Annotated in this window: 22 protein-coding genes and 2 pseudogenes; 3 read left to right on the forward strand and 21 right to left on the reverse strand. The window is 51.1% G+C overall.

The features are described from left to right. Positions 1–70: 70 nt before the first annotated feature. The 12 genes and pseudogenes from foxR to golT all read right to left on the reverse strand — a co-directional run bounded on the left by foxR (position 71) and on the right by golT (position 14,028). The gene (gene foxR, locus ACLJRH_RS06295; protein ID WP_023137189.1) at positions 71–1,075 is read right to left on the reverse strand and encodes a ferrioxamine uptake transcriptional regulator FoxR; all 1,005 of its coding nucleotides are present in this window, start codon (positions 1,073–1,075) and stop codon (positions 71–73) included. A 95-nt stretch (positions 1,076–1,170) separates the two neighbouring features. After that, positions 1,171–1,363 (reverse strand): annotated as a pseudogene (locus ACLJRH_RS06300) (hypothetical protein). Next, on the reverse strand, positions 1,282–1,467 hold the full coding sequence (locus ACLJRH_RS06305; RefSeq protein ID WP_305954967.1) for a DUF2474 domain-containing protein: 186 nt from the start codon (positions 1,465–1,467) through the stop codon (positions 1,282–1,284). The pseudogene ACLJRH_RS06300 and the gene ACLJRH_RS06305 overlap by 82 nt, the downstream one beginning before the upstream one ends. After that, positions 1,413–2,423 carry a cytochrome d ubiquinol oxidase subunit II gene (gene cydB / locus ACLJRH_RS06310; RefSeq protein WP_000151047.1) on the reverse strand — a complete coding sequence of 337 codons (1,011 nt, stop codon included), beginning with the start codon at positions 2,421–2,423 and terminating at the stop codon, positions 1,413–1,415. The genes ACLJRH_RS06305 and cydB overlap by 55 nt, the downstream gene beginning before the upstream one ends. Further along, entirely contained in the window at positions 2,420–3,823 is a 1,404-nt protein-coding gene (locus ACLJRH_RS06315) for a cytochrome ubiquinol oxidase subunit I (RefSeq protein ID WP_000393711.1), read from the reverse strand. The genes cydB and ACLJRH_RS06315 overlap by 4 nt, the downstream gene beginning before the upstream one ends. Positions 3,824–3,939: 116 nt before the next feature. After that, positions 3,940–4,041, reverse strand: coding sequence for a small effector SsaA (gene ssaA, locus ACLJRH_RS06320; RefSeq protein WP_000934834.1), 102 nt, complete (start codon positions 4,039–4,041; stop codon positions 3,940–3,942). Between the two features lie 276 nt (positions 4,042–4,317). Beyond that, a complete protein-coding gene (locus tag ACLJRH_RS06325; protein ID WP_001628403.1) occupies positions 4,318–7,290 on the reverse strand; it encodes a type III restriction-modification system endonuclease in 2,973 nt (990 codons plus the stop codon). 9 nt (positions 7,291–7,299) lie between these two features. After that, a complete protein-coding gene (locus tag ACLJRH_RS06330; protein WP_023137187.1) occupies positions 7,300–9,258 on the reverse strand; it encodes a site-specific DNA-methyltransferase in 1,959 nt (652 codons plus the stop codon). A 188-nt stretch (positions 9,259–9,446) separates the two neighbouring features. Further along, positions 9,447–10,700, reverse strand: a complete 1,254-nt coding sequence (locus tag ACLJRH_RS06335) for an MFS transporter (RefSeq protein WP_000288504.1) — start codon at positions 10,698–10,700, stop codon at positions 9,447–9,449. A 291-nt stretch (positions 10,701–10,991) separates the two neighbouring features. Further along, positions 10,992–11,186, reverse strand: a complete 195-nt coding sequence (gene golB / locus ACLJRH_RS06340) for a gold resistance metallochaperone GolB (protein ID WP_001159470.1) — start codon at positions 11,184–11,186, stop codon at positions 10,992–10,994. Between the two features lie 77 nt (positions 11,187–11,263). Then, the gene (golS, locus tag ACLJRH_RS06345) at positions 11,264–11,728 is read right to left on the reverse strand and encodes an Au(I) sensor transcriptional regulator GolS (RefSeq protein WP_001020583.1); all 465 of its coding nucleotides are present in this window, start codon (positions 11,726–11,728) and stop codon (positions 11,264–11,266) included. 11 nt (positions 11,729–11,739) lie between these two features. Further along, complete coding sequence (gene golT / locus ACLJRH_RS06350; RefSeq protein ID WP_023137186.1) at positions 11,740–14,028, reverse strand: gold/copper-translocating P-type ATPase GolT; 2,289 nt, start codon at positions 14,026–14,028, stop codon at positions 11,740–11,742. A gap of 276 nt (positions 14,029–14,304) precedes the next feature. Here golT and mdsA point away from each other — a divergent pair, with 276 nt between their 5' ends. From mdsA to mdsC, 3 genes are read left to right on the forward strand one after another with little or no spacing between them, the layout of a single operon-like run. Further along, entirely contained in the window at positions 14,305–15,531 is a 1,227-nt protein-coding gene (mdsA, locus tag ACLJRH_RS06355; RefSeq protein WP_023137185.1) for a multidrug efflux RND transporter periplasmic adaptor subunit MdsA, read from the forward strand. Further along, positions 15,528–18,695 (forward strand): multidrug efflux RND transporter permease subunit MdsB, encoded by a 3,168-nt coding sequence (gene mdsB / locus ACLJRH_RS06360; protein WP_023137184.1) that lies wholly within the window; start codon positions 15,528–15,530, stop codon positions 18,693–18,695. Before mdsA ends, mdsB begins: the two co-directional genes overlap by 4 nt. A gap of 16 nt (positions 18,696–18,711) precedes the next feature. Next, entirely contained in the window at positions 18,712–20,169 is a 1,458-nt protein-coding gene (mdsC, locus tag ACLJRH_RS06365; RefSeq protein ID WP_023137183.1) for a multidrug efflux transporter outer membrane subunit MdsC, read from the forward strand. 67 nt (positions 20,170–20,236) lie between these two features. Here mdsC and ACLJRH_RS06370 read toward each other — a convergent pair whose 3' ends face one another. From ACLJRH_RS06370 to ACLJRH_RS06410, 9 genes and pseudogenes are all read right to left on the reverse strand, one after another. Further along, a complete protein-coding gene (locus tag ACLJRH_RS06370) occupies positions 20,237–20,596 on the reverse strand; it encodes a DUF4156 domain-containing protein (protein WP_000722978.1) in 360 nt (119 codons plus the stop codon). A gap of 57 nt (positions 20,597–20,653) precedes the next feature. Then, entirely contained in the window at positions 20,654–20,878 is a 225-nt protein-coding gene (locus ACLJRH_RS06375; RefSeq protein WP_000737124.1) for a membrane protein, read from the reverse strand. A gap of 10 nt (positions 20,879–20,888) precedes the next feature. After that, entirely contained in the window at positions 20,889–21,530 is a 642-nt protein-coding gene (locus ACLJRH_RS06380; RefSeq protein WP_023223320.1) for a helix-turn-helix transcriptional regulator, read from the reverse strand. 143 nt (positions 21,531–21,673) lie between these two features. Then, positions 21,674–22,198, reverse strand: coding sequence for an Ail/Lom family outer membrane beta-barrel protein (locus ACLJRH_RS06385; protein WP_000830237.1), 525 nt, complete (start codon positions 22,196–22,198; stop codon positions 21,674–21,676). A 401-nt stretch (positions 22,199–22,599) separates the two neighbouring features. Then, positions 22,600–23,088 carry a hypothetical protein gene (locus tag ACLJRH_RS06390; RefSeq protein ID WP_000545418.1) on the reverse strand — a complete coding sequence of 163 codons (489 nt, stop codon included), beginning with the start codon at positions 23,086–23,088 and terminating at the stop codon, positions 22,600–22,602. Continuing rightward, positions 23,061–23,804: a transcriptional regulator gene (locus ACLJRH_RS06395; RefSeq protein WP_001527382.1), complete on the reverse strand. Its 744-nt coding sequence runs from the start codon at positions 23,802–23,804 to the stop codon at positions 23,061–23,063. The genes ACLJRH_RS06390 and ACLJRH_RS06395 overlap by 28 nt, the downstream gene beginning before the upstream one ends. A 99-nt stretch (positions 23,805–23,903) precedes the next feature. Further along, positions 23,904–25,478, reverse strand: coding sequence for an EAL domain-containing protein (locus ACLJRH_RS06400; protein WP_072105317.1), 1,575 nt, complete (start codon positions 25,476–25,478; stop codon positions 23,904–23,906). Positions 25,479–25,990: 512 nt separating this feature from the next. Next, positions 25,991–26,291 (reverse strand): annotated as a pseudogene (locus tag ACLJRH_RS06405) (hypothetical protein). After that, the gene (locus ACLJRH_RS06410; RefSeq protein WP_001005861.1) at positions 26,264–26,998 is read right to left on the reverse strand and encodes a transcriptional regulator; all 735 of its coding nucleotides are present in this window, start codon (positions 26,996–26,998) and stop codon (positions 26,264–26,266) included. Before ACLJRH_RS06410 ends, ACLJRH_RS06405 begins: the two are co-directional and overlap by 28 nt. Between the last annotated feature and the right edge of the window lie 2 nt (positions 26,999–27,000).

Genomic DNA, 27,000 nt, shown 5'->3' on the forward strand with positions numbered 1-27,000 from the left:
ATGATAAAAAATCACCCAAAGCGGCAGAAAACCGGGTTAGCGGCGGATATTACCGCTCTGGCGGAGCGCGTTACGCACAGTGTCGTGACGCCGTCAGAGACGCGTCACGCAGCTCGCCGGGCGAGCAGCCATAACGCCGACGAAATGCCGTCGCAAAGTTTGTGGCATGTTGATAGCCTGACATCCAGGCGGCCTGCTGCACGCTGTATCCCTCCATCAGATAACGACGCGCGCGCGCCAGGCGGCAATCGCGCAGATAATCAAACACGGTACACCCATAGGCATGGCGAAACTTGCACCGCAGACTACTTGGACTCATTGCCGCCCGACGCGCCAGTTCGTTCAGCGTGTAGGCTTTTTCCGGCGTCTGCTCCAGTAAACGCCGAATGAGCTCCAGCCGCTGATATTCACCGGTGACGGGAAGCCCGCGTTTTTGCTTCGCGGGCTGACATAGATTTAGCGCATAGCCCAGCAATTGCAGCATGATGCCTTCCAGCATTAACTGGCGTGACGCCGTATGAGGTCCGGGCTGCTGCGCATAGCGTAGCCCTGAAAGCAGAAACTCCGGCACCTGCCAGACCCTCGCCGAGGCCGCGCTATTTTCCCACTCGTCTGCCAGCGAGACAGGCAAACGCTCCCGCCATCCGCCGTCCGGGTACATTCCCAGCGACAGGGTGCGCAATTTACTGTCTGCGCCGTGATGGGCGCGTATCGTCTGCTGCTCACTCAGTTGCGAGCAAAACGCCATCCCCGCGCTCAACAAAAAGGTCTGCTCATTGACAGCCAGCGCGACGTTACCTTCCAGCACCACCAGCATATACAGCGGACTGCTATGGCGAGAGGTGGTTTCATAAGGTTGTAACACGTGAACATCCGAGCGTGTAATGCAAATCCCGCCGGGAAGCGCTATCTCTTCGATATCGCCATGAAGTACGGGACTACTCTGCGTATACTGCGGTAGCGCAGGGAAGCGGTAATCAATGCCATAACGCTCGCCAAACGCGATGAAGTCGCTGACGGAAAAGATCTTTTTCATCGCCGGGGCGGCGGAAGAGTGACAGGAGATCGGAGACATTATCAATACCGTTTATCTGCGTTATACCAGAGCGTTAGCCACTGTGTAACCATATCACTGCGGCCCGGGAACGACAATAAAGATGAGAATAATTATCAACCGCTATTGAGGGGAGAGATAAGGCGAGCAAAGGTGATCGATAAACGCCGATCTGTCGATAAAAACGCGCTTTCGCGAGAGACGAAAGCGCGTCCGGGGGGTATCAGTCAGGAGCGAAATCCTGCGGAGGTCATGAGCAGTCTGAATAACATTCCGACGCCCGCCAGCAGAAGCACGCTGGCGCACCATATCGCGACCATCCATACGACTCGCCGCGACCATTTTTTCACTTTAACCATCAGTGATATCCCTCTCCATGTCGCACTTTTCCACGGAAGACGTAGTAGCTCCAGAAGGTATAAGCCAGAATAATCGGGATGATTATCAGCGCCCCAACCAGCATAAAGCTTTGGCTTTGCGGCGGCGCGGCGGCGGCATACAGCGAAATATCCGGTGGAATAATATTCGGCCAAATACTGATGCCTAACCCGCTGAACCCCAGAAAAATTAACCCTAGCGTGAGAATAAATGGACGCGCATGGGATTCTGGTTTTTTCACGCTGCGCCATAGCCAGACGCTAAAAGCCAACACCAGCACAGGCACCGGCAGGAAGTAGTATAAATTGGGCAGCGTGAACCAGCGCTCGGCGATGTCGTCGTGGGTGAGCGGCGTCCACACGCTGACGCCTCCCATCACCAGCAACAAGACGATCAACAACGGGCGCGACAGCGCGCACATCCGGCTATGCAGCGGATCTTCGCTTTTCATAATCAGCCAGGTAGCGCCCAGCAGCGCATAGGTGACGACCAGACCGACGCCGCAGAACAGGTTAAACGGCGTCAGCCAGTCAAGCTGCGAACCGCTAAAGGTTCGCCCTTCCACCTGAAAACCGCTCACCACCGCCCCCACCACAACCCCCTGGGCAAAGGTCGCCAGGATTGACCCGACGATAAAGGATTTATCCCAGAACGCGCGATGCGACTCGGTGGCTTTAAAACGGAATTCAAACGCGACGCCGCGAAAGATAAGACCAAGCAGCATAACCACCAGCGGGATAGTCAGCGCGTCGGTGATGACGGCATAAGCCAACGGGAACGCGCCAAAAAGCCCGGCCCCGCCCAGCACCAGCCAGGTTTCGTTCCCGTCCCATACCGGCGCGACTGAGTTCACCATAACATCGCGATCGTGTTTATCGCGAATAAACGGAAACAGGATACCGACGCCCAGATCGAAACCATCCATCACGATATACATCAGCGTGGCGAACACGATAATAGCAAACCAGATAACCGGAAGATCGATGGTCATTCGCGTTTCTCCTGCTCAAGCGATTCTCCCACGGCAGAGATAGGACGCGCGGGTCTGCCATCGGTTTCAGCGGTCGGTGTCTCCGCCGGCTGCGGCCCTTTCTGGATAAGGCGAATCATATAAATATAGCCAACCCCAAAGACCAGGGAATAGACCACAAAGAAGGCCAGCAAACTGATGCTCATCTGCAAGGTGCTGTGCGCGGAAACCGCATCACGCGTTCGCAGCAGGCCATAGACCACCCACGGCTGACGTCCTACTTCAGTCGTCACCCATCCGGCAAGGATGGCGATAAGCCCGGACGGCCCCATCCACAGCGCAAAGTGCATAAAGGGCCGCGAATGATACAGTCGGCGTCGGTAGCGTAGCCACAGGCTGGCCAGCCCCAGGAAGATCATCAGTACGCCCATGCCCACCATCAGACGGAAAGACCAGAACACCACGGTAGAGTTGGGGCGATCCTCTTTGGGATAATCTTTTAGCGCAGGCACCTGTTTGTCCAGGCTATGCGTCAGGATCAGACTGCCCAACGCCGGGATCTCAAGCGCATATCGGGTCCGTTCCGCCTCCATATCCGGCCAGCCTACCAGCGTAAGCGGCGTTGGCTCGCCGGGCGTATTTTCCCAGTGCCCCTCAATCGCGGCAATTTTGACCGGCTGATGCTTCAGAGTATTAAGGCCGTGCATATCGCCAATCAATGCCTGAACGGGCGCCACCACGACCGCCATCCATAACGCCATCGAGAACATACGGCGGATAGCCGGCGTATCGTTACCTTTCAGTAAATGCCAGGCAGCGGACGCGCCGACAAACATCGCGCTACTTAAAAACGCCGCAACGGACATATGCAACAGGCGATACGGGAACGACGGGTTGAAAATCACCGCGAACCAGTCCACCGGGACCACCTGACCGTTGTGAATTTCAAATCCCTGCGGGGTATGCATCCAGCTGTTAGACGCCAGAATCCAGAACGTCGACATTAACGTGCCCAACGCCACCATACAGGTAGACAAGAAATGCAGGCCCGGCCCGACTTTGTTCCAGCCAAAAAGCATCACGCCTAAGAATCCCGCTTCCAGGAAGAATGCGGTGAGCACTTCATAGGTTAATAAAGGCCCGGTGATACTGCCGGCGAACTGGGAGAAACCGCTCCAGTTCGTTCCGAACTGGTAAGCCATGACCAGACCGGAGACCACGCCCATCCCGAAGTTGACGGCAAAAATTTTGAGCCAGAACTGATAGAGCGAGCGCCAGACAGGATTACGCGTTTTTAGCCATAGACCTTCCAGTACCACCAGGTAACTGGCTAAGCCAATCGTAATCGCGGGGAAAATAATATGAAAAGAGACGGTAAAGGCAAACTGGAGTCTCGCTAAAAAGAATGCATCAAACTCCATGTTCCCTCCCGTTTATATATAGTCACTTCGTGTAAAATATTCACTGTTCGCAACCAGGTTGAAACGAAACGGTTATTTTCCCCAAACGTAAAAACGTCGGGGAATATCCAGATAAATTACGATTTTTTTTGCGGCTGGCTGTCAGGCTTATCGCCCGACTCTGGCGCTTCGGAGGGGTCGTCTTTTTCGACAGCGAAACGGTAGTATCTATTTAGCATAACATGTCTCCCTTAGTTACATTCAATTGGCAATATCTACCTGGCCGTTATAAAAATAACGGCAAAACAAAAAAACAGCGTCCTCAAGACTATTTGCAATTTCAGCAAAATACGCTTAGCTGAAAGTTAAGAATAGACGTAAAACGATAACCTTCAAGTCAACGCGGTTTACGGGACGGGGGATTAGCACAGGGAGAATGACCGCAACGCTCGCTGCGCGGCGGCCATTTTATATGGTCTATCAAAAAGATAACCGTTAAGGTCCATTCAAACCCGTTAGTTTACCTTCCCCTCAATCAAACCATTGATCGTAGAAAATACCGCCGGCGCGCTGGTCGCTTCCGCAAACTCGACATTGATATTTTGCCGACGCAGCATATCGAAGAATTTACGTTGCGCATCAAGAATAACCTGATCGCCTACGCGCATATTTTCTGCTTTAGTTTCAACCAGTAAATAAACACTGTCGGCGTCCTGACGCTCAATACGGTACACAAAATCCGGCGTAGTAGAGCCCCCCGTATATTTGGGGATCTGAATGGCCCGCTTAGGCAGTTTGCCAAACACAGAAACCTGTTGCGGATAATCGTATTTTAATAGCGGCAATTCTGGATCGACGCTGTCATAACGCAACGGCGGTATTTGATAGAGAGAACGGGGATCGTCTATCGCATTCTCATCCACATTTTTCCCCACAATTTCAGCGCTAATCTCCTCTCTGAACTGCCGTGCCGTGGAATCAAATACCGACGTTGAAGCCTGAAAATCGAGAGGCAGATAATCGTGGCGCTGCGCAAAATGTGCATTAATCCGCGCCTGTAATGCGCGGGTCATATTGTCCAACGAGATCTCGCTTAAATAACGTGAATCTCCGTGCAAAACATCACGCAGCATCGCCATTAACACCGGGTGCAGGACGTTAACCGGCAGACTGGTACGTAACGCCAGTTGCTTAAGAAAATGGCCATATTTCATGCCCGCCATAAATTCGCTGGCGGCTAATTCGCCTTCCCGCTGCGCCACTTCAAAACGGCCATTATCTTCATTCGATACCAGCCGTTGTTGCACCTGGCTTGGCTTCTGGCGTATATACAGCGCCGGATCGCGCAGCACCTCGGCGGCAATCTGTTCCAAAGAAGCGCCGCTACGCTCGAATTGCAGCATATAACGGCGGGAAAACTGCTCCCAGATACTGCTAAGTTGTTCCCAATTCTCTTTGCGTAACCTGACCCGCAGCCGGGAGGCGGGCTTATTGTCACGAATACGATCCGCTCGCACCCGCGCCTGCGTCAGCTCAGGGTAGAACTCCAGTAGCCACGCAAAACCACTTTTGGTTTCTCCGTTAAGCGTGACGCTGGGTTTAAACTCATTACTCCGGTTGATCAGTTTTTTATCATCCAGATCTTCCAGCAAACGAAGCTCCGTAAACGCAGGATCGACTTTTTGTCGCTCGGTGACGATGAGTGTGATCATCGCCTCATCCAGTTTCTGCTCGTTAAGCTGAACTTTGCTGTCGCGATTAATCTCATCAACCAGCATACTGGCAAACGTTTTTTCATCATAACCAATCAGAAACGACAGCCGGGACGGCCACTCTTCCTGATGAACGCGATGACCGTTTTCATCTACCGGTAGCCGCAGGCCGCGCCCCACTTCCTGAATTTTGCTCGACTCGCTACCGGAAGAACGTAATTTAGCAATGACAAAAACATTCGGGTTATCCCAGCCTTCGCGAAGCGTCCATTTTGAAAACAGAAAGCGGCGCGTTTCCCAGTTGCCGTGATGGTCTGAAAAACTGAGCAACTTCTCTTTATTTTTCAGAATATCATCTACTTCAGCCTGGATCGCCTCATCGCCGCTTCCCCGGTCTTCGCCAAAGTAACCAGCGTGGACGTTTTGGTTATCCGAGTGCAGGCTGGCGAGCGTGGCCTGCAGAAACGACAGATACTCTACTTCTCGCGGCAGGGTCTTGCGCTGATAATCGTCAATCAGTTGCGTCAGTTTCTTTTTCAGCAAACGCTCAAAAGTGACTTTCAACCAGCCTTCGTCATCACGATAGCTTTTAATACTGTCAATAAAGAAAAGGCTTAAGGTCTTAATACGCGGGGCATTATTTTCTGGCTCATTGCTGCGTAAGAAATTTGCCTGCTCGGTATCAAAATGCTTATCGATAGCGTCCTGAATAATCAGTTCCTGGTAGCTCGCGCCAAAGGTTCCTGGCACCAGCGCCATCCCTGCCTCCAGCTCCAGATCGTTCGACAACATTTTACTGCCGGCATATTCGATACTGCCTTCAAATCCTGCATCGACATCGGCGAGATTTTCGCCCACGCCAACCTCGGCAATTTTGCTCCCCCGTCGGAGGATTAATTTCTTTGCCGTGACGCTGTCAACGATATAACGATTGTTGGCCTGTTCTTCGGGGAGATTCGGGTAATAAATATCAATACCTTTCACCAAACCATCGTTAAAACTGTCCACCGCGTTGAGATCAAACTGCGGTTGCCGGCGATAGTAATCTTTACGTACACATTTATTTTTACCCTTACCTTCGACAATATCCGGGAAGGTAGCGCCAAAGCGGACGATCATTTGCGGCTGAATAGCCTGAATCGCTCGATAAAATTTGTTATCTCGCGCAAAACGATGCGGTTCATCAATAATGACCACCGGTCGCGTCATTTGCAGCCCTTTAACAGGCGACGTCAGCCCACCCAGGAGCGTTTGATCGTAATCGTCTCGCGTCATACTGGCGGAATTGAGCATTTGCGCATTGATCAGCAAAACCTGAATCGTATGGCTATCACGACGGCTGGCATCAGTAAAACTTAATAACTGGGCCGGAAAATTTTTACGCCCCGACTTTACTTTAAAATCACCGGCGTTAATGGTGCAAAGTTCCATCCGCGTATTTTCGTAGAACTGTGAAAAATGCTGTCTGGCGTAATCGCTGATGATAAAGTTCCGCGCGCCTTCTTTAATGGCTGGCGTCGGCACCACCAGCACAAATTTGAAGAGGCCATAGTTCTGATGCAGTTCATACATCAACCGGGTATAGACATAGGTTTTACCCGTCCCGGTCTCCATTTTAACGTCAATATTGGCCTTATCGTCGTAACGTCCCTTAATCAGCGGATTAGCATAGTGATTATGATCGGCCTGCGCGTGATCGATACCGGTGAAACTCGCCAGAATCGCCGCTAACGCCTGTTCCTGATGGGGAAGTTCTTCCAGTAAAATATTCATCATCATCCCCTCTTAATAACGCTTCACCAGGTTCACTTTTTGATCAAGCTGTTTTAAGCCGATTTCCAGTTCACGAATGGATTCAAGGTCGAAAGAGTAGCCGTAAATGACAATAGTCTGAACCGGAAGCTGGTGCGTACCAATGTGGTTGAGAAGATCGCGGGTCTGCTCTGTTCCCCATCGTTCATCAATCAGATACAGGCGCGTATTATCAACATACCTGGCGCAATAGCCGGAAAAATCAACGGTCTGTACGTCAATATCCATTTTATAACCATCGGCGACCAGCCATGTCGTTAATAAGGTCTCTTCGCCGCTTGCGCCGCCCGGCACGCCCAATCCTCTGGCGGAAAAAGGATTGATCATGTCGGTAAATCCTGACTCGGTGAAAGCGGCCAGTTGACCGCTGGTATTGATAAAATGGCCGGTAGCAATATCGAAGCTATCCAGATCGTCCAGCGTCTGCTGTGTCGGAGTGGCAAAACGATAATGTTTAAAACCGAGGTCGCTATTGGTCGCGGGATTGTTGGCGCGGATCTTCGCCGCAACGCGTGTAATTCGCTCGCGGCTGATTTCATCAATAGTGTTATAACCTGCTTTTTTCGCGATAGTGTTATTGCTTAATGCCTGATCGATAGTACACAGAATAAACGTGCGCAGCCCCCCATCTTCTTCATTCAGCGCCATTACTGCATGGGCCGTAGTGCCGGAACCGGCAAAAAAGTCCAGAACGACGCCGTCTTTATCGATAGCGAGCTTGATGATTTTCTTCAATAATGCGGTCGGTTTCGGCGTATCAAAAACGTTGTCGCCGAAGAGATCCAGAATCTCCTTTTTCCCCTCTTTATTCGACGCGACGTTATCCCAGTAATTGGTCGTTGGCTGCCCTTTACTGTGGTGCGCGTACATGACTCGCTGGGGAATACCGCCGTTATCTTTGCCAAAATAGACCAGATTATCGGCCACCAGTTTTTGGTAACTGGCTTCAGGATAAGCCCATAGTCTTTCGTGTACCGTACCGTTCGGCGTGGTAATTTTATAGGTATAGCCGCCGCCGCTCAGCCCTTTTGACACCGTTAACGGCACCGGGCGCCATTTCCCTTCTGGAAACTGTTCGGTCGGTTCTTTATAGGATTTCTGAATATACTCTTTAGAAAGCGGTTCTAAACGTAAAGCGCCCTGACCGGTTTTGGCGTAAACAAGAATGTATTCCCCCTGGATGGAAACGTTATCAGAGTCGTTAGAAATCTCTTTTTTGCGCTTCCACATCACATTGGTGACAAATCCGCCTTCGCCAAAAATCTCATCCATCATTAATTTAAGATTGGCGTACTCATTATCGTCGATAGAGATAAAAATAAATCCGGTATCTTTCAGGAGATTCCTGGCCAGGAAAAGACGCGGATACATGAAAGATAACCACGCGGAGTGCGTCGATTTACCCTGAATGGATTTTAAACGTGCCAGTTCAGTATCATTAAGACCAAACATATCCTGCAACGCCCGATCGCTATATTCAAAATGATCGGGATAGACAAACCCGTCCGACCCGGTGTTATAAGGGGGATCGATATAGATCATATCGACGGTATCGGCGTAATTATTTTGCAGATGGCGTAACACATCCAGATTATCTCCGGTCAGAAAAAGATTATGGCTGTTTTTATTTTCTGCCAGAGTATTGTGTTCCACGTCAGGAACGATAACGGTAACGGATTTTTCACCCGCCTGTTTTTTTGCGTAATCTTTGCCAATAAAATCAATCTGATAACCGCTAGTCAGCTCATCAATATTACGCGCTTTCAACGCGCGCTCAAATTTGGCGAGATCAAATCCGCCTTTCGCGATCAGTTCGCCCTGCTCGTTATAGCGATCGGCGGTAAAAAATTCCGGTAATGCACGTTGTAACTCAGACAGAAAGGCGCTATTCGGGGCAACAGACTCGTTGTGTTTTTGGTTATCTTTCAACATGATATCTTCGCTCCGTTGACAATTTTAAGGTCCAACAATCAATTTCTTATAAAGAAAAAAGTAAGCGATGATTGTAATGGTCACGAAAGGCAGATGCCATCATTAACCTTTGTTGTTCGTTGAAAGGGCGTGAAAACTACGGGGGGAAGGCGTGCTCCCAGCGACAGTATGCGCCAGGAGCGTAGTGTTTACGTGCGATGACCGACGGCCGACTCCGGGAGTGCGTCGCTATCTGTACCGGAGATGACGACTCCCCGGGTCTCGCGACCAAATGCCACAAATACACAGATTAAAATAGCCACCGCGCCAGCCACGATCGCCATTGCCAACCCGTAATTGCCACCATGCGTTTCCGCGATGCGGGCCTGTAACGTCGCATTAACCGACGCCAGTAAATTACCCAGTTGGTAAACAAACCCTGGCAGCACGGCGCGCGCATTCGCCGGAACCAGCTCGTTCAGCCAGGTCGGTACGACTCCCCAGGCGCCCTGCACCATAAACTGCATCAGGAACGCGCCCAGGCCAATCGTGAATGATCCGCTGGAAAATGCCCATAGCGGGAGTACCGGAAGCGCAAGAAAGGCGGCGATCATGATCGCTTTTTTACGCCCAATACGTTCCGATAGCGTACCGTAGAAAATACCGCCGAGCATGGCGGCAATGTTATAAAAAATCGCAATGATACTGATCAGATGCGGATCAAAACCATGCTGCATCTTCAGGAAGGTAGGATAGAGATCCTGCGTGCCGTGACTGAAAAAATTAAAGAACGCCATGACCAGCACCAGATACAGACACAACTTCCACTGTTTGCGCAGAACAGGAAGCAGCGCGGTATTCTCTTTACGCGCTCTGGCCGCCAGCCAGACGGGGGATTCCGGCACTTTAAACCAGATATAAGGCAGTAAGACAACAGGCAGGGCGCCAATCAGGAACATGCCGCGCCAGCCTACCATACTGTAGAAGAGGCCAAAAATAACCGAGGCGAACAGATAGCCGCAGGGATAGCCCGCCTGAAAAATGCCCGACATCAGGCCACGCGAACGATCGGGAATGGTTTCCATCGCCAGTGATGACGCAACGCCCCATATCCCGCCCATCGCCACGCCGTACATGACCCGAAAAATCAGAAATGCCATGAAGGTGGGCGACCAGGCGGAAAGCAGTTCAAACACCGTGAAGAACAGAATATTGAGCATCAGTATCGGTCGACGTCCGTACTTTTCCGCCATTCGGCCAAATAGCAGCGCGCCAATGGGACGTACCGCCAGGGTCAGCATAATCGCAATGGAAACGTCCGATACGGAAGCGTGAAACCATTCGGCGAGATCGCTAAGTACAAAGACAAGGATAAAGAAATCAAACGCATCCAGCATCCAACTGGTAAAGCTGGCAAACGCCACATGTCGTTGTGTCGTCGTCCAGTTCAGGGGGGTGTACATAGGTAGTGTCCTGCATCAAAAAATAACATCAAGCTTTGAAGCGGCGAAACGCTGGAGCGCTCCCGTCGTCAAAGCGACGTAACAAGGTAGCGTTGCGCTACTTATTTGTTATCTTTTTGTATATAGCAGGTAAAATGTTAGCAAAAATAGACAAATCATTACATATTATTAACAAAGCTTACTGGCACATGATTTGTCACATTTTTTATGGGGATTATCTCACACAAAGAAAAGCGAAGCGTGGCTAGCGTATCGCGACCGGCCTGTCGCCAGACCGATCGCCCTTGACGATTACCTTTCGCGCGGCGGGAAACCGGCCTTTTGCAGGGCAGCGGCAATCTGCTCCGCGGATAGCGACGTTTCAACGTCAACCAGACGCGTCGCCGGGTCGGTTCTCACCGTCGCATTAGCATCGAGAGTCAGAATCGTCTTTTTTACCGTACTGGCGCAGCCGCCGCAGGTCATGTCATCAATATGGAACTGCATAGTGAACTCCTTTTGTGTGGGAACTGTTGCCAGTCTGGGCCTTGCCAGTGTTGGAAGGTCAAGCGTAATCTCAGGACTTACAGACGCTTTGCCAGTCCGTGGCGACGAGGACGGCGCAACACCGCTCCGGTACGCGCCTCCGGCTCGCTATCGTCAGGTTGTCCAAGCGTATGCAGAATGGGGCAATCTGGCAGCGCGTCGCCGGCGCAGCAGTGAATCAGCGCTTTGAGGGTTTGCGCCATGTGCTGCATGTTCTGGATACGTCTGTCCAGTTCATCAATGTGCGTCTGCGCCAGGCGTTTGACGTCAGCGCTTTGCCGCGACTGGTTATTCCAAAGATTCAGTAAGTCGCTGATTTCAGCAACTGAAAAACCGAGGTCGCGCGCGCGGCGTATAAAATGCAATTGATTAACATCAGCCTGGGTATAGGCCCGATAGCCGGAATCCGTCCGACTTGCCGCGGGAATCAGACCAATCTGTTCATAGTAGCGAATCATTTTGGCCGAAACTTTCGATGCTTTAGCTGCTTTACCGATGTTCATGACGCTCCTCCTCAGGTCGTGGATGTGTCGGATGGGGTTGCCATCGGCGCCCGGAAACGGCGCAGCCGCAAAGCGTTGCCCAGCACGAACACGCTCGACATCGCCATCGCCCCTGCGGCGAATACCGGGGACAATAATATGCCCCAGACCGGAAATAGCGCGCCTGCCGCGACAGGAATCAGCGCCGTATTGTAAGCAAAGGCCCAGAACAGATTCTGGTGGATATTGCGGATGGTCGCTTTAGACAGCGCGATAGCATTCGGCACGCCTTGCAGGTTGCCGGACATTAGTACGACGTCGGCGGATTCCACCGCCACATCGGTGCCGGTGCCAATCGCCAGCCCCACGTCGGACTCCGCCAGCGCTGGCGCATCGTTGATGCCATCGCCGACAAACGCCACCTGCCCATACGCCGCTTTCAGGCGCCGTATCGCCTCGACTTTCCCTTCCGGCAATACCTCGGCAACCACGTCATCAATCCCTAACTGTCTGGCGATAGCCTGTGCCGTGCGGGCATTATCGCCAGTGATCATGGCGACCTTAATGCCGAGCTGATGTAAAGCGTTAATTGCGGCGGGCGTACTGGGTTTGATCGGATCGGCCACGGCGATAATCGCCGCCAGTTGACCGTCAATAGCCGCATAGAGCGGCGATTTCCCTTCCTGTCCTAACCGTTCGGCGGTGGTGGCGAAGCCGCTAATATCCACGCCAATTTCGCGCATATAGCGATCGGCCCCCACGTCAACACGTGTACCGGCAACGGTAGCGTATACGCCCATCCCGGTCACCGATTCGAAGCCGCTCATGCCTGGTAGCGCGATCCCTTCCTCTTCTGCCGACACGACAATCGCACGGGCAATCGGATGCTCTGAACGCGATTCTACCGCCGCGACTTTCGCCAGCACCTCACGGCGTTCAAAGCCGCTGGCCACGTCGAGATCGGTCAGTACCGGGCGGCCTTCGGTAAGCGTCCCGGTTTTGTCTACGGCCACCACCTTAGCGTCTTTGAGTAGCTGTAACGCCTCCCCCTTACGGAACAGCACGCCCATTTCCGCCCCACGACCGGTTCCCACCATAATGGAGGTCGGCGTCGCCAGGCCCATCGCGCAAGGACAGGCGATAATCAGCACCGCAACGCCATTGATTAGAGCGAAAGTCAGCGCTGGCGACGGCCCAAACGCCAGCCATACCACAAAGGTCAGCGCAGCAATAAGCATTACCATTGGGACAAACCACAGCGTCACTTTATCCACGACGGCCTGAATCGGCAGTTTTGAACCCTGCGCCTGTTCCACCAGACGAATGATTTGCGCCAGCATGGTCTGTCCGCCGACGGCGGTCGCCCGCAGCGTGAGCGCGCCTTTTTGGTTTACGGTACCGCCCACCACCGCGCTTCCTGCGGATTTCTCTACCGGTATCGGTTCGCCGGTAATCATCGACTCGTCAACGAAGCTGCGGCCTTCGGTCACTTCGCCGTCAACCGGGATCCGCTCGCCTGGCCGAACCTCCACACAGTCGCCCAGCACAACTTCGTCGACAGGGATATCCACGATGCGGCCCTCGCGTAACACATGCGCGACCCGCGCCTGTAGCCCCACCAGACGTTTAATCGCTTCGGAAGTCCGCCCCTTCGCCCTTGCCTCCAGAAAGCGCCCCAGCAGAATAAGCGCGACAATCACTGCGGCGGCCTCGTAATAGACGTTTACCGTCCCTTCAGGCAACAGGTCGGGCGTAAAGGTCGCCACCAGCGAGTAGCCGAATGCCGCTGCGGTTCCCACGGCGACCAGCGAGTTCATGTCCGGCGCCAGACGCGCCAGCGCCGGGAACCCTTTAAGGTAAAAACGGCGACCGGGGATCGTCAGCACCAACAGGGTCAGTGCAAATTGCCAGTACCAGCTTTGTTGCATGCCAATCGTTTTTATCACCCACTCGTGCATACCAGGAATAAGGTGCGAGCCCATTTCAAGCACAAAAACGGGGAGCGCCAGCACGCTGGCGAGAATCAGATCGCGCTTCAGCCTGACGCGCTCGGCCTCTTTTTTCTCTTCAGAGTCGTCTTCGCCCTGCCCCGCCGTCTCTACCGGTCGCGCCTCATACCCCGTTTTTTCAATCGCCGCGATCACCGCCTCCGCCGACGCCGTCCCGCGGACGGTAGCGCGCTCCGTCGCCAGATTCACCGTAGCGTCCGTTACGCCAGGCACAGCCTTAATACCTTTTTCAACGCGAGCGACGCACGACGCGCAGGTCATACCTTCAATAAGTAAGCTTATCGTGTCGTGACGATTTTCTGACTGACTCATGACGACTTCCCCATCCTGACTATTCGGTATCAGAAAGCCTAAAGCTTGCCATTGTGGGAAGGTCAAGCGTATTCAGGCTGCACGGTTCGGCGAGAATGTGAGATGGCTCATAAAAGAGGATGATGCGAGACATTTACGCCACGATGCCGACCCACGCCCCGAAAAAACCCGTCAGGAACGCTTGACCTTTCCTTCGTTGTAACGCCTAGCCTTTGTCAAAAATTCTGCGGCAGCGTTGCGGAATGGCCGACACGCTGCGGTAAAGAGGGAAACGACATGCGTAGAACATTCAAAATTATGTTGATAGCCGGCGTCATCGCCGCCATCGGGGGCGTGATTTACATGGCCGGCGAAGCACTATGGGATAAAGGCAACGCCGTCGGCCCCCCGGCCAGCGCGCCGCCTCCACCGTCGGTACCGGTTGCTAAAGCCCTTAGCCGCACACTCGCGCCTACGGCGGAATTCACCGGTTTTCTGGCCGCGCCGGAGACCGTGGAGCTGCGTTCGCGCGTGGGAGGAACCCTTGACGCCGTCAGCGTTCCGGAAGGACGTCTGGTAAGCCGCGGACAACTGCTGTTCCAGATCGATCCGCGCCCGTTCGAGGTCGCCCTCGACACCGCCGTCGCGCAATTACGTCAGGCTGAAGTACTGGCCCGCCAGGCGCAGGCGGATTTCGATCGCATTCAACGACTGGTCGCCAGCGGCGCCGTATCACGTAAAAACGCTGACGATGTCACCGCCACGCGTAATGCGCGACAGGCGCAGATGCAATCGGCCAAAGCCGCCGTCGCCGCAGCGCGCCTTGAACTATCCTGGACCCGTATTACCGCGCCCATTGCCGGACGCGTTGACCGTATACTGGTGACCCGGGGCAATCTGGTCAGCGGCGGCGTAGCGGGTAACGCCACGCTTCTGACGACTATCGTGTCTCACAATCCCATGTATGTGTATTTCGATATTGACGAAGCCACCTGGCTGAAGGCGTTACGGCATACCCGCTCCGACAAAAATCCACCGGTAGTCAACATGGGGTTAACCACCGATAACGGGCTGCCTTATCAGGGCGTACTCGACTTTATGGGCAATCAGATGAACCGCAGCACCGGCACTATCCGGGCGCGCGCCGTGATTCCTGACCCCGACGGAATGCTTTCTCCCGGCCTGTTTGCCCGAATCAGTTTGCCCATCGGCGAGCCGCGGGAAACCGTGCTGATTGACGATCTGGCGGTGAGCGCCGATCAGGGCAAAAACTATGTGCTGATCGTCGGCAAGGAGAATCAGGTGGAGTATCGTCCGGTTGAGTTGGGACAAATGGTCGATGGACTCCGCGTCGTTACACAGGGAGTACAGCCGGGAGAAAAAATCATCCTCAAGGGGCTGGTGCGTCCTGGCATGACCGTTGCGCCGCGTCTGGTGCCGATGCGGCAGAATATGCCCGACAAACAGACCGCGACATTGACTAAAGCGGACGGCGACAGCGCGTCGAAGGCGGTGCGCCAATGAAATTCACCCACTTTTTCATCGCACGGCCCATCTTCGCCATCGTCCTGTCGCTGTTAATGCTGCTGGCTGGCGCTATCGCCTTTTTAAAACTGCCGCTGAGTGAATATCCGGCCGTTACGCCGCCCACGGTACAGGTTAGCGCCAGCTACCCCGGCGCTAACCCGCAAGTGATTGCCGATACGGTAGCCGCGCCGCTGGAACAGGTAATCAACGGCGTTGACGGCATGTTGTATATGAATACCCAGATGGCCATTGATGGTCGCATGGTTATCTCTATCGCCTTCGAACAGGGAACCGATCCTGATATGGCGCAAATTCAGGTGCAAAACCGGGTATCCCGCGCGCTGCCCCGCCTGCCCGAAGAAGTCCAGCGAATTGGCGTTGTAACGGAGAAAACGTCCCCCGATATGTTGATGGTGGTCCATCTTGTCTCGCCGCAAAAACGCTATGACTCGCTTTACCTGTCTAACTTCGCCATCCGGCAGGTTCGCGACGAACTGGCCCGTTTACCCGGCGTCGGCGATGTTCTCGTCTGGGGCGCGGGCGAGTACGCCATGCGCGTCTGGCTGGACCCGGCGAAAATCGCCAACCGCGGTCTTACCGCCAGTGATATCGTTACGGCGTTGCGGGAACAAAACGTACAGGTCGCCGCCGGTTCCGTCGGGCAACAGCCGGAGGCCTCCGCCGCTTTTCAGATGACGGTAAACACGCTGGGCCGCCTGACCAGCGAAGAACAGTTCGGCGAGATTGTGGTAAAAATCGGCGCTGACGGCGAGGTGACGCGTCTGCGTGATGTCGCCCGCGTCACGCTGGGCGCAGATGCCTATACGCTGCGCAGTTTACTGAATGGCGAAGCGGCGCCAGCGTTACAGATTATTCAAAGTCCGGGCGCCAATGCAATTGACGTATCTAACGCGATTCGCGGCAAAATGGATGAGTTGCAGCAAAACTTCCCGCAGGATATCGAATACCGGATTGCCTATGATCCTACGGTCTTCGTGCGCGCATCGCTACAATCGGTGGCGATTACGTTGCTGGAAGCCCTCGTGCTGGTCGTCCTTGTCGTGGTGCTGTTCCTGCAAACCTGGCGGGCGTCCATTATTCCTCTGGTGGCGGTTCCCGTTTCGCTGGTCGGCACCTTTGCCTTGATGCACCTGTTTGGCTTTTCGCTGAATACGCTTTCGCTGTTTGGTTTGGTCCTGTCGATAGGTATCGTTGTCGATGACGCCATCGTTGTGGTCGAAAACGTGGAACGGCATATCTCGCAGGGCAAAAGTCCCGGAGAGGCGGCAAAGAAGGCGATGGATGAAGTCACTGGTCCCATTCTTTCTATTACCTCGGTGCTAACGGCGGTCTTTATCCCTTCCGCATTCCTGGCGGGCCTGCAGGGTGAGTTTTATCGTCAGTTCGCGTTGACCATCGCTATTTCGACCATCCTTTCGGCCATTAACTCGCTGACGCTCTCCCCTGCGCTGGCTGCCATTTTGCTAAGACCGCACCACGATACTGCGAAGGCTGACTGGCTAACGCGGTTGATGGGCACGGTCACTGGCGGTTTTTTCCATCGCTTTAACCATTTCTTCGACAGCGCGTCGAACCGCTATGTTAGCGCCGTCCGTCGGGCCGTGCGCGGCAGCGTCATTGTGATGGTGCTCTATGCTGGCTTTGTGGGGCTGACCTGGCTTGGCTTCCATCAGGTACCGAACGGGTTTGTGCCTGCGCAGGATAAATACTATCTCGTCGGCATCGCCCAGCTCCCAAGCGGCGCATCGTTGGATCGCACAGAGGCGGTCGTGAAACAGATGTCCGCTATCGCGCTGGCAGAACCCGGCGTTGAAAGCGTCGTCGTCTTCCCCGGTCTGTCGGTTAACGGCCCGGTAAATGTGCCAAATTCGGCGCTGATGTTCGCCATGCTGAAACCCTTTGACGAGCGTGAAGATCCTTCGCTTTCCGCTAACGCTATCGCCGGAAAGCTAATGCACAAATTTAGCCACATTCCCGACGGGTTTATTGGCATCTTCCCACCGCCGCCGGTTCCAGGGCTTGGCGCGACGGGCGGCTTTAAATTGCAGATTGAAGATCGTGCGGAACTGGGATTTGAAGCGATGACAAAGGTGCAAAGCGAGATTATGTCTAAGGCGATGCACACGCCCGAACTGGCCAATATGCTGGCCAGTTTCCAGACAAACGCCCCGCAATTACAGGTGGATATCGACCGGGTAAAGGCGAAATCAATGGGGGTATCGCTCACCGACATCTTTGAAACGTTGCAAATTAACCTCGGCTCGCTTTACGTCAACGATTTCAACCGATTTGGCCGCACCTGGCGGGTGATGGCGCAGGCCGATGCGCCATTCCGTATGCAGCAAGAGGATATCGGCCTGCTTAAAGTCCGCAATGCGAAGGGCGAGATGATCCCGCTTAGCGCTTTCGTCACGATTATGCGCCAGTCAGGGCCGGACAGAATCATCCATTACAACGGCTTCCCCTCGGTAGATATTAGTGGTGGACCGGCTCCGGGCTTCTCCTCCGGACAGGCGACGGACGCGATTGAAAAGATCGTGCGTGAAACGTTGCCGGAAGGGATGGTCTTCGAATGGACCGATCTGGTTTATCAGGAAAAACAGGCCGGCAACTCCGCGCTTGCTATCTTTGCGCTGGCGGTGCTGTTGGCCTTCCTGATCCTGGCGGCGCAGTATAACAGTTGGTCGCTGCCCTTCGCCGTCCTGCTTATTGCGCCTATGTCATTACTCTCAGCCATTGTCGGCGTGTGGGTATCTGGCGGAGATAACAATATCTTTACGCAGATTGGTTTCGTGGTGCTGGTCGGCCTGGCGGCCAAGAACGCCATTTTGATTGTCGAGTTTGCCCGCGCCAAAGAACACGACGGCGCAGACCCGCTGACCGCCGTGCTGGAAGCGTCACGCCTGCGTCTACGTCCTATCCTGATGACCTCTTTCGCCTTTATCGCAGGCGTAGTACCGCTGGTACTCGCGACGGGTGCCGGCGCGGAAATGCGACATGCGATGGGCATCGCCGTGTTTGCCGGAATGTTGGGCGTCACGCTCTTTGGCCTGTTATTGACGCCTGTATTTTACGTGGTGGTTCGCAGGATGGCATTAAAGCGTGAGAACCGCGTTGATTCACATGATCAGCAAGCATAATGATGGGAATGGCATAATGAAGATCACTTTTACAGGCTATCGGCAGACCGCCACGCTGGCGACGCTTGCTTTCGTCACCACGCTTGCTGGCTGTACGATGGCGCCGAAGCACGAACGCCCCGCATCGCCGACTGCGATGGTCTATCCCTACGCAACGTCAACCGTTTCTGGCGCGCCGGATGCCGCTGACATTGGCTGGCGTGATTTCTTCCACGATCCGCTTCTACAGGAACTGATCGCGATCGCGTTACGCAATAATCGGGATTTACGCAAGGCAGGGCTCAATGTTGAAGCCGCCCGGGCGTTATACCGTATTCAGCGCGCGGAGATGCTGCCGACGCTCGGCATCGCCACCGCCATGGACGCCGGTCGCATTCCCGCCGATCTCAGCGTCACGGACGAGCCTGAGATTAACCGACGCTACGAGGCGGCTGGGGCGACGACGGCCTGGGAACTGGATCTCTGGGGGCGAGTGCGAAGCCTTAGCGACCAGGCATTAGCCGCCTATATGGCGCTTGATGAGACGTACATTGCGGCGCGAATGAGCCTGGTTTCCGAAGTCGCCAGCGCCTGGCTGACGCTACGGGCTGACCGGGAGCTGCTGCGCTTAACCGAAGATACGCTGGCCGCGCAAAAAAGTTCATACACATTGACAACCCAGCTTGCCCGGACAGGCAACGCCACACAGCTCGATCTGCGTATGGCGGAGATCGCGCTGCGTTCTGCGGAAATCAATCGCGCGGCGTATACGCGACAGTTGGCGCGGGATCGTAACGCGCTTGAATTGCTGTTGGGCCAGCCGCTCACGCCTGAACTGTCGCGTCGACTAAACGAGGCGGTCACGCTTACGGAAGGCGCGATCCCGACCACTCTGCCAGGCGGATTACCGTCAGATCTGCTGGTACGCCGCCCGGATATTCGCGCCGCCGAGTACAGGCTGCGCGGCGCAAACGCCCGAATAGGCGCAGCGCGCGCCGCCTTCTTCCCGACAATCAGCCTGACAGGCACGGCGGGAACGGCCAGCGCGTCTCTTAGCGGGCTCTTTGAACCGGGATCGGGAAGCTGGCGTTTTCTACCGCAAATCACCTTGCCTCTCTTTCACGGCGGCGCATTACGCGCTGACCTGGACAGGGCGCATGTCCAAAAACAGATTGAAATCGCCAGGTATGAAAACGTTATTCAGCAAGCCTTTCGCGACGTGGCGGATGGTCTGGCGGGACAGCGTACGCTGAATGACCAGGTGCAATCAGAACAACGCGCGGTTGAAGCCAGTCAAATCGCCTATGAGCTGGCCGGACTCCGTTTTCAGGAAGGCATCGATGACTACCTTACGCTGCTTGATACCCATCGTATGCTTTATGGCGCGCAACAGCGCCTGGTACGCACACGTCTCATGCAACAGCTGAATATCATTAATCTGTATAAAGCATTAGGCGGCGGTTGGCGGGAATACAGCGAGAAAAAGCAAGGTTAGCCCAAATAGCGCGCGTCGCCAGTGCGGCGCGCGCACTAAACAGGCATATATTGCCTGCAAAATAAGGTTAACGAGGGCAACGATAAACGTTCCCGCTTAACGTGACATTCGTTTGTTTGCTTGAGCCCGAACCGTGCCATGAACTTCCTGTCTGGCCTGCACGCTGGGTTAACAGGACTACCGTATTTCCGCCCATTTTATAAGCTTTGTTTTTCAGATCGTTACGGGCACCCGTTTCCAGGTTACTGTTGGAAGTCCAGCCACCGGTAAAGAAATTCCCCTGGCTGCCCGTGATATCCCCTAAGTAGCTGCATTCCTTACCTGGCTCGCTGGTCATCACCCGTACCTGTTCAGCGCCATAATTCAACGAATTAGCGCTACATGCGGTTAAAGCCAAGCCGACGAAACATACTAAGATCTTTTTCATACTAATACCTGGTCTATTAATCATTAAATAATAACGCGTTCTTGCTTCTGAACGCCGTCAAGGAACTATATTTAAGATGTAACGAATGTCTTTCATTTGCTGAAGAAAAGTCTCTGTCATGATGCTATCATGTATGCTTGAGGCTATTTCTTGTTCAGTTTTTTCAATATGCTCTCTGAGCCTTATTTTTGTTTTTTCGTCAAGCGCCGAGATAAGTATCTTAATGGCAAGCAGCAAAGTAGGATTGATGCTTTCACACTCTCTCATCGTTAACTTTTTCATCTTGTTTGCTTCAAGCCTGATCGGCGTTTTTGTCTACACGGCAAATTTTAGATGCGAAGATATGGCGACTTCTTTGGTAAATAAATAGCAAATGGAAAAAGCGTTTGAAGCCATATTTACGACAGATACGCAATCTATGAATGTACAAAGTCTTACGACTCATGCCATAGCTACTGGCGATCTGACTCATCGACTTTTTATATAAAAAGTGCCATAACAACTCCTCCTCCTTTTTTGTCAACGGCGCAAGTTCACCGACCGCTACATCGTTTGCACAAGCGTATTTAATGAAATGTTCAATAAAAAAAGGCTTTGCCAAATCGGGATCGATATCAGGATCTCTATCGCAGCCATGTGGATAAAGTTTTCCAATATCTCTGCGCGTGAGCCAGATTCGACGAGCATGTGGATAATGCTGCATGAGCGCCTTAAAACCTTTCCAGACCCCCTGAATCAAAACTCGTCCATCAATAATAATTATGATATCTTCGCTAGCTGATATCTGACACGAATTATATTCTCCATTGAGTGGGAACATAAAGCACTTCCCATCCTCAAAGAGTGAAGCGATGCCTAAATAAGTATAATAATCATCCGTTAAAACTATACCTATCGTTTTTAACGGAAGTTGTTCCGATAGTGAATTTATCATAATTTCATCAATAGAATAACGCTACGGTGAGTGTTTTATCTTCCTCTTAAGATTACCTGAGCGATCATAACCATCCCTATTCTGTAGCAGCGCCATATTATTTTTAATTCCTTGCCATAAACGTAACGCTTATACTTTTAATATCAGAAGCGATAACCTACGCTGACACCAAATGTATTGGTATCCACAGCGAAGAAACGACTGGCTTCCCATGATGCATCGATAGATATACTCTTAACTGGATTAAATATTACGCCAGCGCCGTAGGCAAAGGAGTCTTCTTTTGAGTGTTTATTAAATTTCATCGTCGCTATACCCGCATTGCCGTACAGGCTCACATAGTCATTAAAACGATATGTTGGTCCAAACATCAAAGAACCATAGTCCACAGAATCGGAACCATTTTTATGCAACTTCCCCTCTTTCCAGGTGTAGTTCTCCATTTCATTGCGCGTCGCGGTGAATGAGCCTAACATCCCCCAGGTCTCATTGAACTCGTAACGATATTTAAAATTAAAGCCTCGCAGATCTTTGCTATCGCTATTTTTCAATGAACTGAGATGAGTTTGTGCATAACCAAACGATACGGTGTGCTGATCGTTAGCCAAAGCTAAAGGTGACGCTAATAATAAACCTAAAAAAACAAGGAACGAAGACCGTCTTTTCATTAAAACCACTCCATTTTTGATATATAATTAAGGCGGTACCGGAACTTATGGCACACAAATAGCATTTAGATTAAGAGCACCTAATGCGCTTATTACCAGTCATGCCAACTGCGGAGGTAATATAACCTGATATATTCGATAATGGATATGAAATCAGTCTTACAGAGTTCTTACTTTTTTATTAATAGCGGATTCATAGTTGCTTCAGACCCGCTCCTGGCATCTTATCCGTCAGGCGGGCTGCGAGAGGTTATCAGCGAGTATCAGTTACCTCCATGAAGAGTAAAAAATTCATAACTAATTGTTTTATATGTATTTTAATTGATTATTGAGTTAACCTTTACCTTTGCGGAGGGCAATTTCGCAACTCGCTTTCTGACGCATTCAGACAACATTCAGATCTACTGCGCGGTACAAACGTTATAAAGCTGCCGATTAAGAGAATAGAAAAAGGTTTTCTCACCCACTTTAGATATTCGAATCTCATTAGCCGCTTCCGGATGCAAAACCCGTAAATGTGATAACAGATCGCCAGCCGTGTCCGTGGCAAAGACTTTTACCTGGGATACTTCGAACGTATAAACACCAGGCGCTGTTCGATGTAAATTTTTCATATACACGTCCCGGTATAATATTTTTACACCGTTATCTTTTGTTTTTATTTCATATTGAAGCGTAATTCTCTTCATCTTAAAATCAAGAACAAGACTGCCATCGGCATGGATATCTTTAGGCTGTATCGTCGTTACCGTTCTTGTCGTACATAAAAATTCATTAGTATTAATAGAACTATGATTACTGTTTCGTACCCAAACTACCATCAGTACGACTGAAACAGCCAACATACCAAGCGTCGCCACGCTTAATAACGTTCTTTTATGGAAATGCATTTCGGCTCCGCTATATCAAGTTGGTTAAGACACTGGACAAAAATATTTGTATTAGGAACGCGAATGTAATAAATGATTTTTCCGTTTTGTTTATGTATTTCATTACTCATCTCGGAGTACGCTTCAACGATATCCGTCAGATGGGTTTTATCATGCCCGACACTATAAAAAGTGTATCCATCATACGAACCCTGGAGGGTAAAGTAATCAATATTTTCACCCTTAACTTTATACATCATAAAAAACATCAGAAGCGCGGCCAGGCAAAAGTAGAGCCAATCTTTTTTATTCACAGCGCCCGGTATTGGGGTAATAATAGTGTCATCGTGTCGCACTTCAACCGTCGATAATTCTGTTTCAGCAACAGCAGGCAACGGCATATTTTGCGCCTCATCACTCAACGGTTCAATGGAAACTGAGAGTAAAACACCCACGCGGGGACGAGTCACAACAGACGCCCCCTTAAGACCAATTTTATCAAATGATCCTCGTAGCTGGTTAATCAGTTTGTAATAACTGGCATCAGAGACCACGACACCTTTGCGCCCCCAGACATAGTTAATTAAATCATCTTTTTTAAAAAGGCCTTCATGAAAAGCGATAAGCAAACTGCGTTCCGATTCAGATATCGTTATCGACTCTCCGGCGCAGGAAAGCGTCATTCGTTCACAATCAAGAATAACTCTTTTGTCAATCAGATAATTGTTCTGACTCATAAAAATATCCGCCCCAGTGCTATCACGTTTCTTCACGGCATAAACATATTACCAGGATATATCGCGCTATTGAATTTTTTTCCGTAGCGAGCTCCTGTATTATTCAGCCACCAGGCCGCTCGCGGATCCGTTTTCCCCCTTGAGTAAACCATTTTGCCTCTGGGCCGACTTGCCAAGCCAGCTCATAAAGTCATTAGCCCCCATCGGCCTGGCATAAAGAAATCCCTGAACGAATCCTACCCCGTGGCTTAAGATGTAACGCAATTGGTGCTGGGTACTGACCCCTTCGGCAACCACATTGAGCCCCAGTCGCTGACTCAGCGTAATGATAGTATCCAGGACAGGAACATCATTGCTGCTGGTATCAATGGTATCGATAAACGTTCTGTCTATTTTAAGGTAGTCTACAGGTAATTGTTGGAGATAGGAGAGTGAGCAATAGCCGGTCCCAAAATCATCAATCGCTATTAACACGCCTTTTTCACGGAGCGTTGAAAGTTTTTCTGCGACCTGTGAAGGTTCTACAATCAGGCTACGCTCGGTGAGCTCCAACATAAGCGTTATCGTTCCCAAACGAGTCCTGAGCACCTCTATATCTTGTATAAAACCGTCATCCATAAGATGCGCAGGCGATATATTTACGCTGATATAGAAATCATCCGGTACAGTCCAGTTTATCACGTCATGAGCAATCAGTTCGAACAGATGACGAGAGAGTGGAATAATCATGCCTTCATTTTCTGCGGCGGTAATAAAAATATCCGGGGTTATAAAACGGCCATCCGGTTGCGGCCAGCGCATTAGCGCCTCCACGCCACCGCAACTACCGTATTTAACATTAAAAACAGGTTGATAATGTACCGTAAACTCATTGTGTGTTATTCCCCTGGCAATCTCCCGGGCCAGAGATAAACGTTTTAAATACCAGCGCCTGTAGAACAACATCATCCCTACAGAAAGACACAATGACAGCGGAACAAAAATAAAAAGGTTTTGTAACCAGTATGCCGATAACGTTGAGAAAGGGGTTCGTACCATCAGCTGGATAGTGTGATCGGTTGAGGTGAACCGCTGCGTTAAAAACGCCTTACCGCGCAACGTCGCAGCGCTGGTAATCGCCTCCCCTGCGCCGAATGTCAGGCTAAAGGCTGATGCTCTCTCTGCAGCCAATATCTCCATGAGCTCCTGGACATACTGCGAATCCACAATGACGAAAGCCGCTTTATTCGCTGCTACTTTTTTCACATAAACCACAACAAGGCGATTGGGTCCTTCGGCCATACTACCGATAGATCGCAACCACCGTTCCGGATAAGAAGCAGGTAAAGAAAGCCCTGCCAGCCGGGAAAAATGATAGCGTTCGGTTCCTGTGACAAAGGAGCAAGTGATATCACCATTTTCCAGAAACCCAATGTCACGGACATAAGGAGTGAAGGCCCGCGTTCTGGACAGTTCTTTCAGCGTGTCAGTGCAGGAACTCTCAGCCAGTCTGGCGGCTTTTCCGGCGACTTGCCAGGAGGCGGCAGATATATCCGCGCTAAACCGCAGCAGCGTATTGGCGCTGACGGCGATATCTCGTTTTAGCTGGAAGATACCCGCGAGTAACCCCACCAATATCATTACGATCAGTGGAACGGCAATAAACAACATCAGAAATAGCTTTCTTACTTTCAAATCATTGCCCTCTTACCGGCCTTCCTTTTGCCACTGTACGCTTTTATAGGATAACTAAAGTAACATTAATATAGAAAAGCAATATTGAGAGATAGGTTATACGTTCTTAATGATAGCAAGATAGCACTCCCTGTGCCGAAAATAGACAAGAAAATATCAATACCCAACAGGTGCAGGATACTATCGTTAAAATAAGCGATAGCAGATATCTAAAATACAGACGCATTCAATATGTTAGCCTGATACCAGGTTCGCTGCCTGATGAGGCGTAACCATCATGGAACGAATTCCCATCAATACAGGGATTATTGGCTACAACTCAACGTTACTACTGGTGGTACACACATTATACAAATGCCGATTAAGCGAAAACATGTAGGTATTTTTCCCAATTTTTACCATCTTTAACTCATTAATCGTACCAGGCTGTAACAGTCTCAACCAGGAAAACAAATCGCCAGCAGTATCAGACTCAAAAGTCTTAACTGAATTAACTTTAAAAGTAAATGTTTTCATACCCGTTCTGCGCAGTTTGCTGATGCAGATGTCACGAAAAAAAAGCCGTTTTTCTTTCGTATCGGTAGTAACATCGTAGTGTAGGGTAATCCTGCCGGATTTAAGATCCAGCACAAGTCCACCATCCATGTACAATTTTCGTGGCGCAATATACACTTCTGATTTTGTCGTGCATATAAGATTATTGGTTCTATAAGAGTCACGATTTACCCACTCAAGCGCTATTACCGATCCGATTGCGACAATGGCGATAAATATTACAAATATAATCAGTAACGTTCTTTTACTGTAATACATTTTGGCACCGCCATTTCAACAGGATTTAAGCATTGCAGAAAAATATTCATGTTAGGCTCCCTGATATAATAAAGATGGCGTCCATTTTGCCGGTAAATTTTAATTTTTAGAGAGTTAAAAGCAAAAACTACTTCACTTAATGTGACCTTATCCTCTTTTGTTTTATAGATTGCATAATCGTTATATTCGCCAAGATATGTAAAAAAACTATCAGAGCTGTTACGAACAGGCGCTTTATATATAGTAAATACACCATAGAGCAATGCCAGAAGAATGGCTCCTGTTAATACCACAAATACGCTGTGACGTTTAATTTTGTAAAATATGTTCTCCCGAGTCGGGGTGCCCTTAACGTTTTCATCACTCACCTTGAGGGAGGTGATTTTTTTTATAGGTTCAATGGCAACAGACAGCGACACCCCCACCCGAGGGCGAGTTACGATATCAGATGGCTGTAGACCGATGCTACTAAAATCATTTCTCATTTGATTAATGAGTTTATAGTAACTTGATTCTGAGACGCAGCCTCCACGATTTTCCCAAACAAAATGAATAATATCTTCTTTTTTGTAAAGACCATGCCAAAAAGCAAGAAGCAGATGGGTCTCAGCTTCTGATATTCTGATTATCTCATTACCATGCGATAAGGTCATCTTCGTACTATCAAATACAACACGCTTATCAAGTAAAAATATGCTTTCATTCATGA

This window comes from Salmonella sp. SAL04162, from assembly GCF_046551535.1.
GTDB classification, from domain to species: domain Bacteria; phylum Pseudomonadota; class Gammaproteobacteria; order Enterobacterales; family Enterobacteriaceae; genus Salmonella; species Salmonella enterica.

Bases quoted from the DNA above. Each gene is read 5' to 3' on its own strand.
- foxR (WP_023137189.1), bottom strand. From the start codon at position 1,075: ATGTCTCCGATCTCCTGTCACTCTTCCGCCGCCCCGGCGATGAAAAAG.
- cydB (WP_000151047.1), bottom strand. From the start codon at position 2,423: ATGACCATCGATCTTCCGGTTATCTGGTTTGCTATTATCGTGTTCGCC.
- ACLJRH_RS06315 (WP_000393711.1), bottom strand. From the start codon at position 3,823: ATGGAGTTTGATGCATTCTTTTTAGCGAGACTCCAGTTTGCCTTTACC.
- ssaA (WP_000934834.1), bottom strand. From the start codon at position 4,041: ATGCTAAATAGATACTACCGTTTCGCTGTCGAAAAAGACGACCCCTCC.
- ACLJRH_RS06325 (WP_001628403.1), bottom strand. From the start codon at position 7,290: ATGATGAATATTTTACTGGAAGAACTTCCCCATCAGGAACAGGCGTTA.
- ACLJRH_RS06330 (WP_023137187.1), bottom strand. From the start codon at position 9,258: ATGTTGAAAGATAACCAAAAACACAACGAGTCTGTTGCCCCGAATAGC.
- ACLJRH_RS06335 (WP_000288504.1), bottom strand. From the start codon at position 10,700: ATGTACACCCCCCTGAACTGGACGACGACACAACGACATGTGGCGTTT.
- golB (WP_001159470.1), bottom strand. From the start codon at position 11,186: ATGCAGTTCCATATTGATGACATGACCTGCGGCGGCTGCGCCAGTACG.
- golS (WP_001020583.1), bottom strand. From the start codon at position 11,728: ATGAACATCGGTAAAGCAGCTAAAGCATCGAAAGTTTCGGCCAAAATG.
- golT (WP_023137186.1), bottom strand. From the start codon at position 14,028: ATGAGTCAGTCAGAAAATCGTCACGACACGATAAGCTTACTTATTGAA.
- mdsA (WP_023137185.1), top strand. From the start codon at position 14,305: ATGCGTAGAACATTCAAAATTATGTTGATAGCCGGCGTCATCGCCGCC.
- mdsB (WP_023137184.1), top strand. From the start codon at position 15,528: ATGAAATTCACCCACTTTTTCATCGCACGGCCCATCTTCGCCATCGTC.
- mdsC (WP_023137183.1), top strand. From the start codon at position 18,712: ATGAAGATCACTTTTACAGGCTATCGGCAGACCGCCACGCTGGCGACG.
- ACLJRH_RS06370 (WP_000722978.1), bottom strand. From the start codon at position 20,596: ATGAAAAAGATCTTAGTATGTTTCGTCGGCTTGGCTTTAACCGCATGT.
- ACLJRH_RS06375 (WP_000737124.1), bottom strand. From the start codon at position 20,878: ATGAAAAAGTTAACGATGAGAGAGTGTGAAAGCATCAATCCTACTTTG.
- ACLJRH_RS06380 (WP_023223320.1), bottom strand. From the start codon at position 21,530: ATGATAAATTCACTATCGGAACAACTTCCGTTAAAAACGATAGGTATA.
- ACLJRH_RS06385 (WP_000830237.1), bottom strand. From the start codon at position 22,198: ATGAAAAGACGGTCTTCGTTCCTTGTTTTTTTAGGTTTATTATTAGCG.
- ACLJRH_RS06390 (WP_000545418.1), bottom strand. From the start codon at position 23,088: ATGCATTTCCATAAAAGAACGTTATTAAGCGTGGCGACGCTTGGTATG.
- ACLJRH_RS06395 (WP_001527382.1), bottom strand. From the start codon at position 23,804: ATGAGTCAGAACAATTATCTGATTGACAAAAGAGTTATTCTTGATTGT.
- ACLJRH_RS06410 (WP_001005861.1), bottom strand. From the start codon at position 26,998: ATGAATGAAAGCATATTTTTACTTGATAAGCGTGTTGTATTTGATAGT.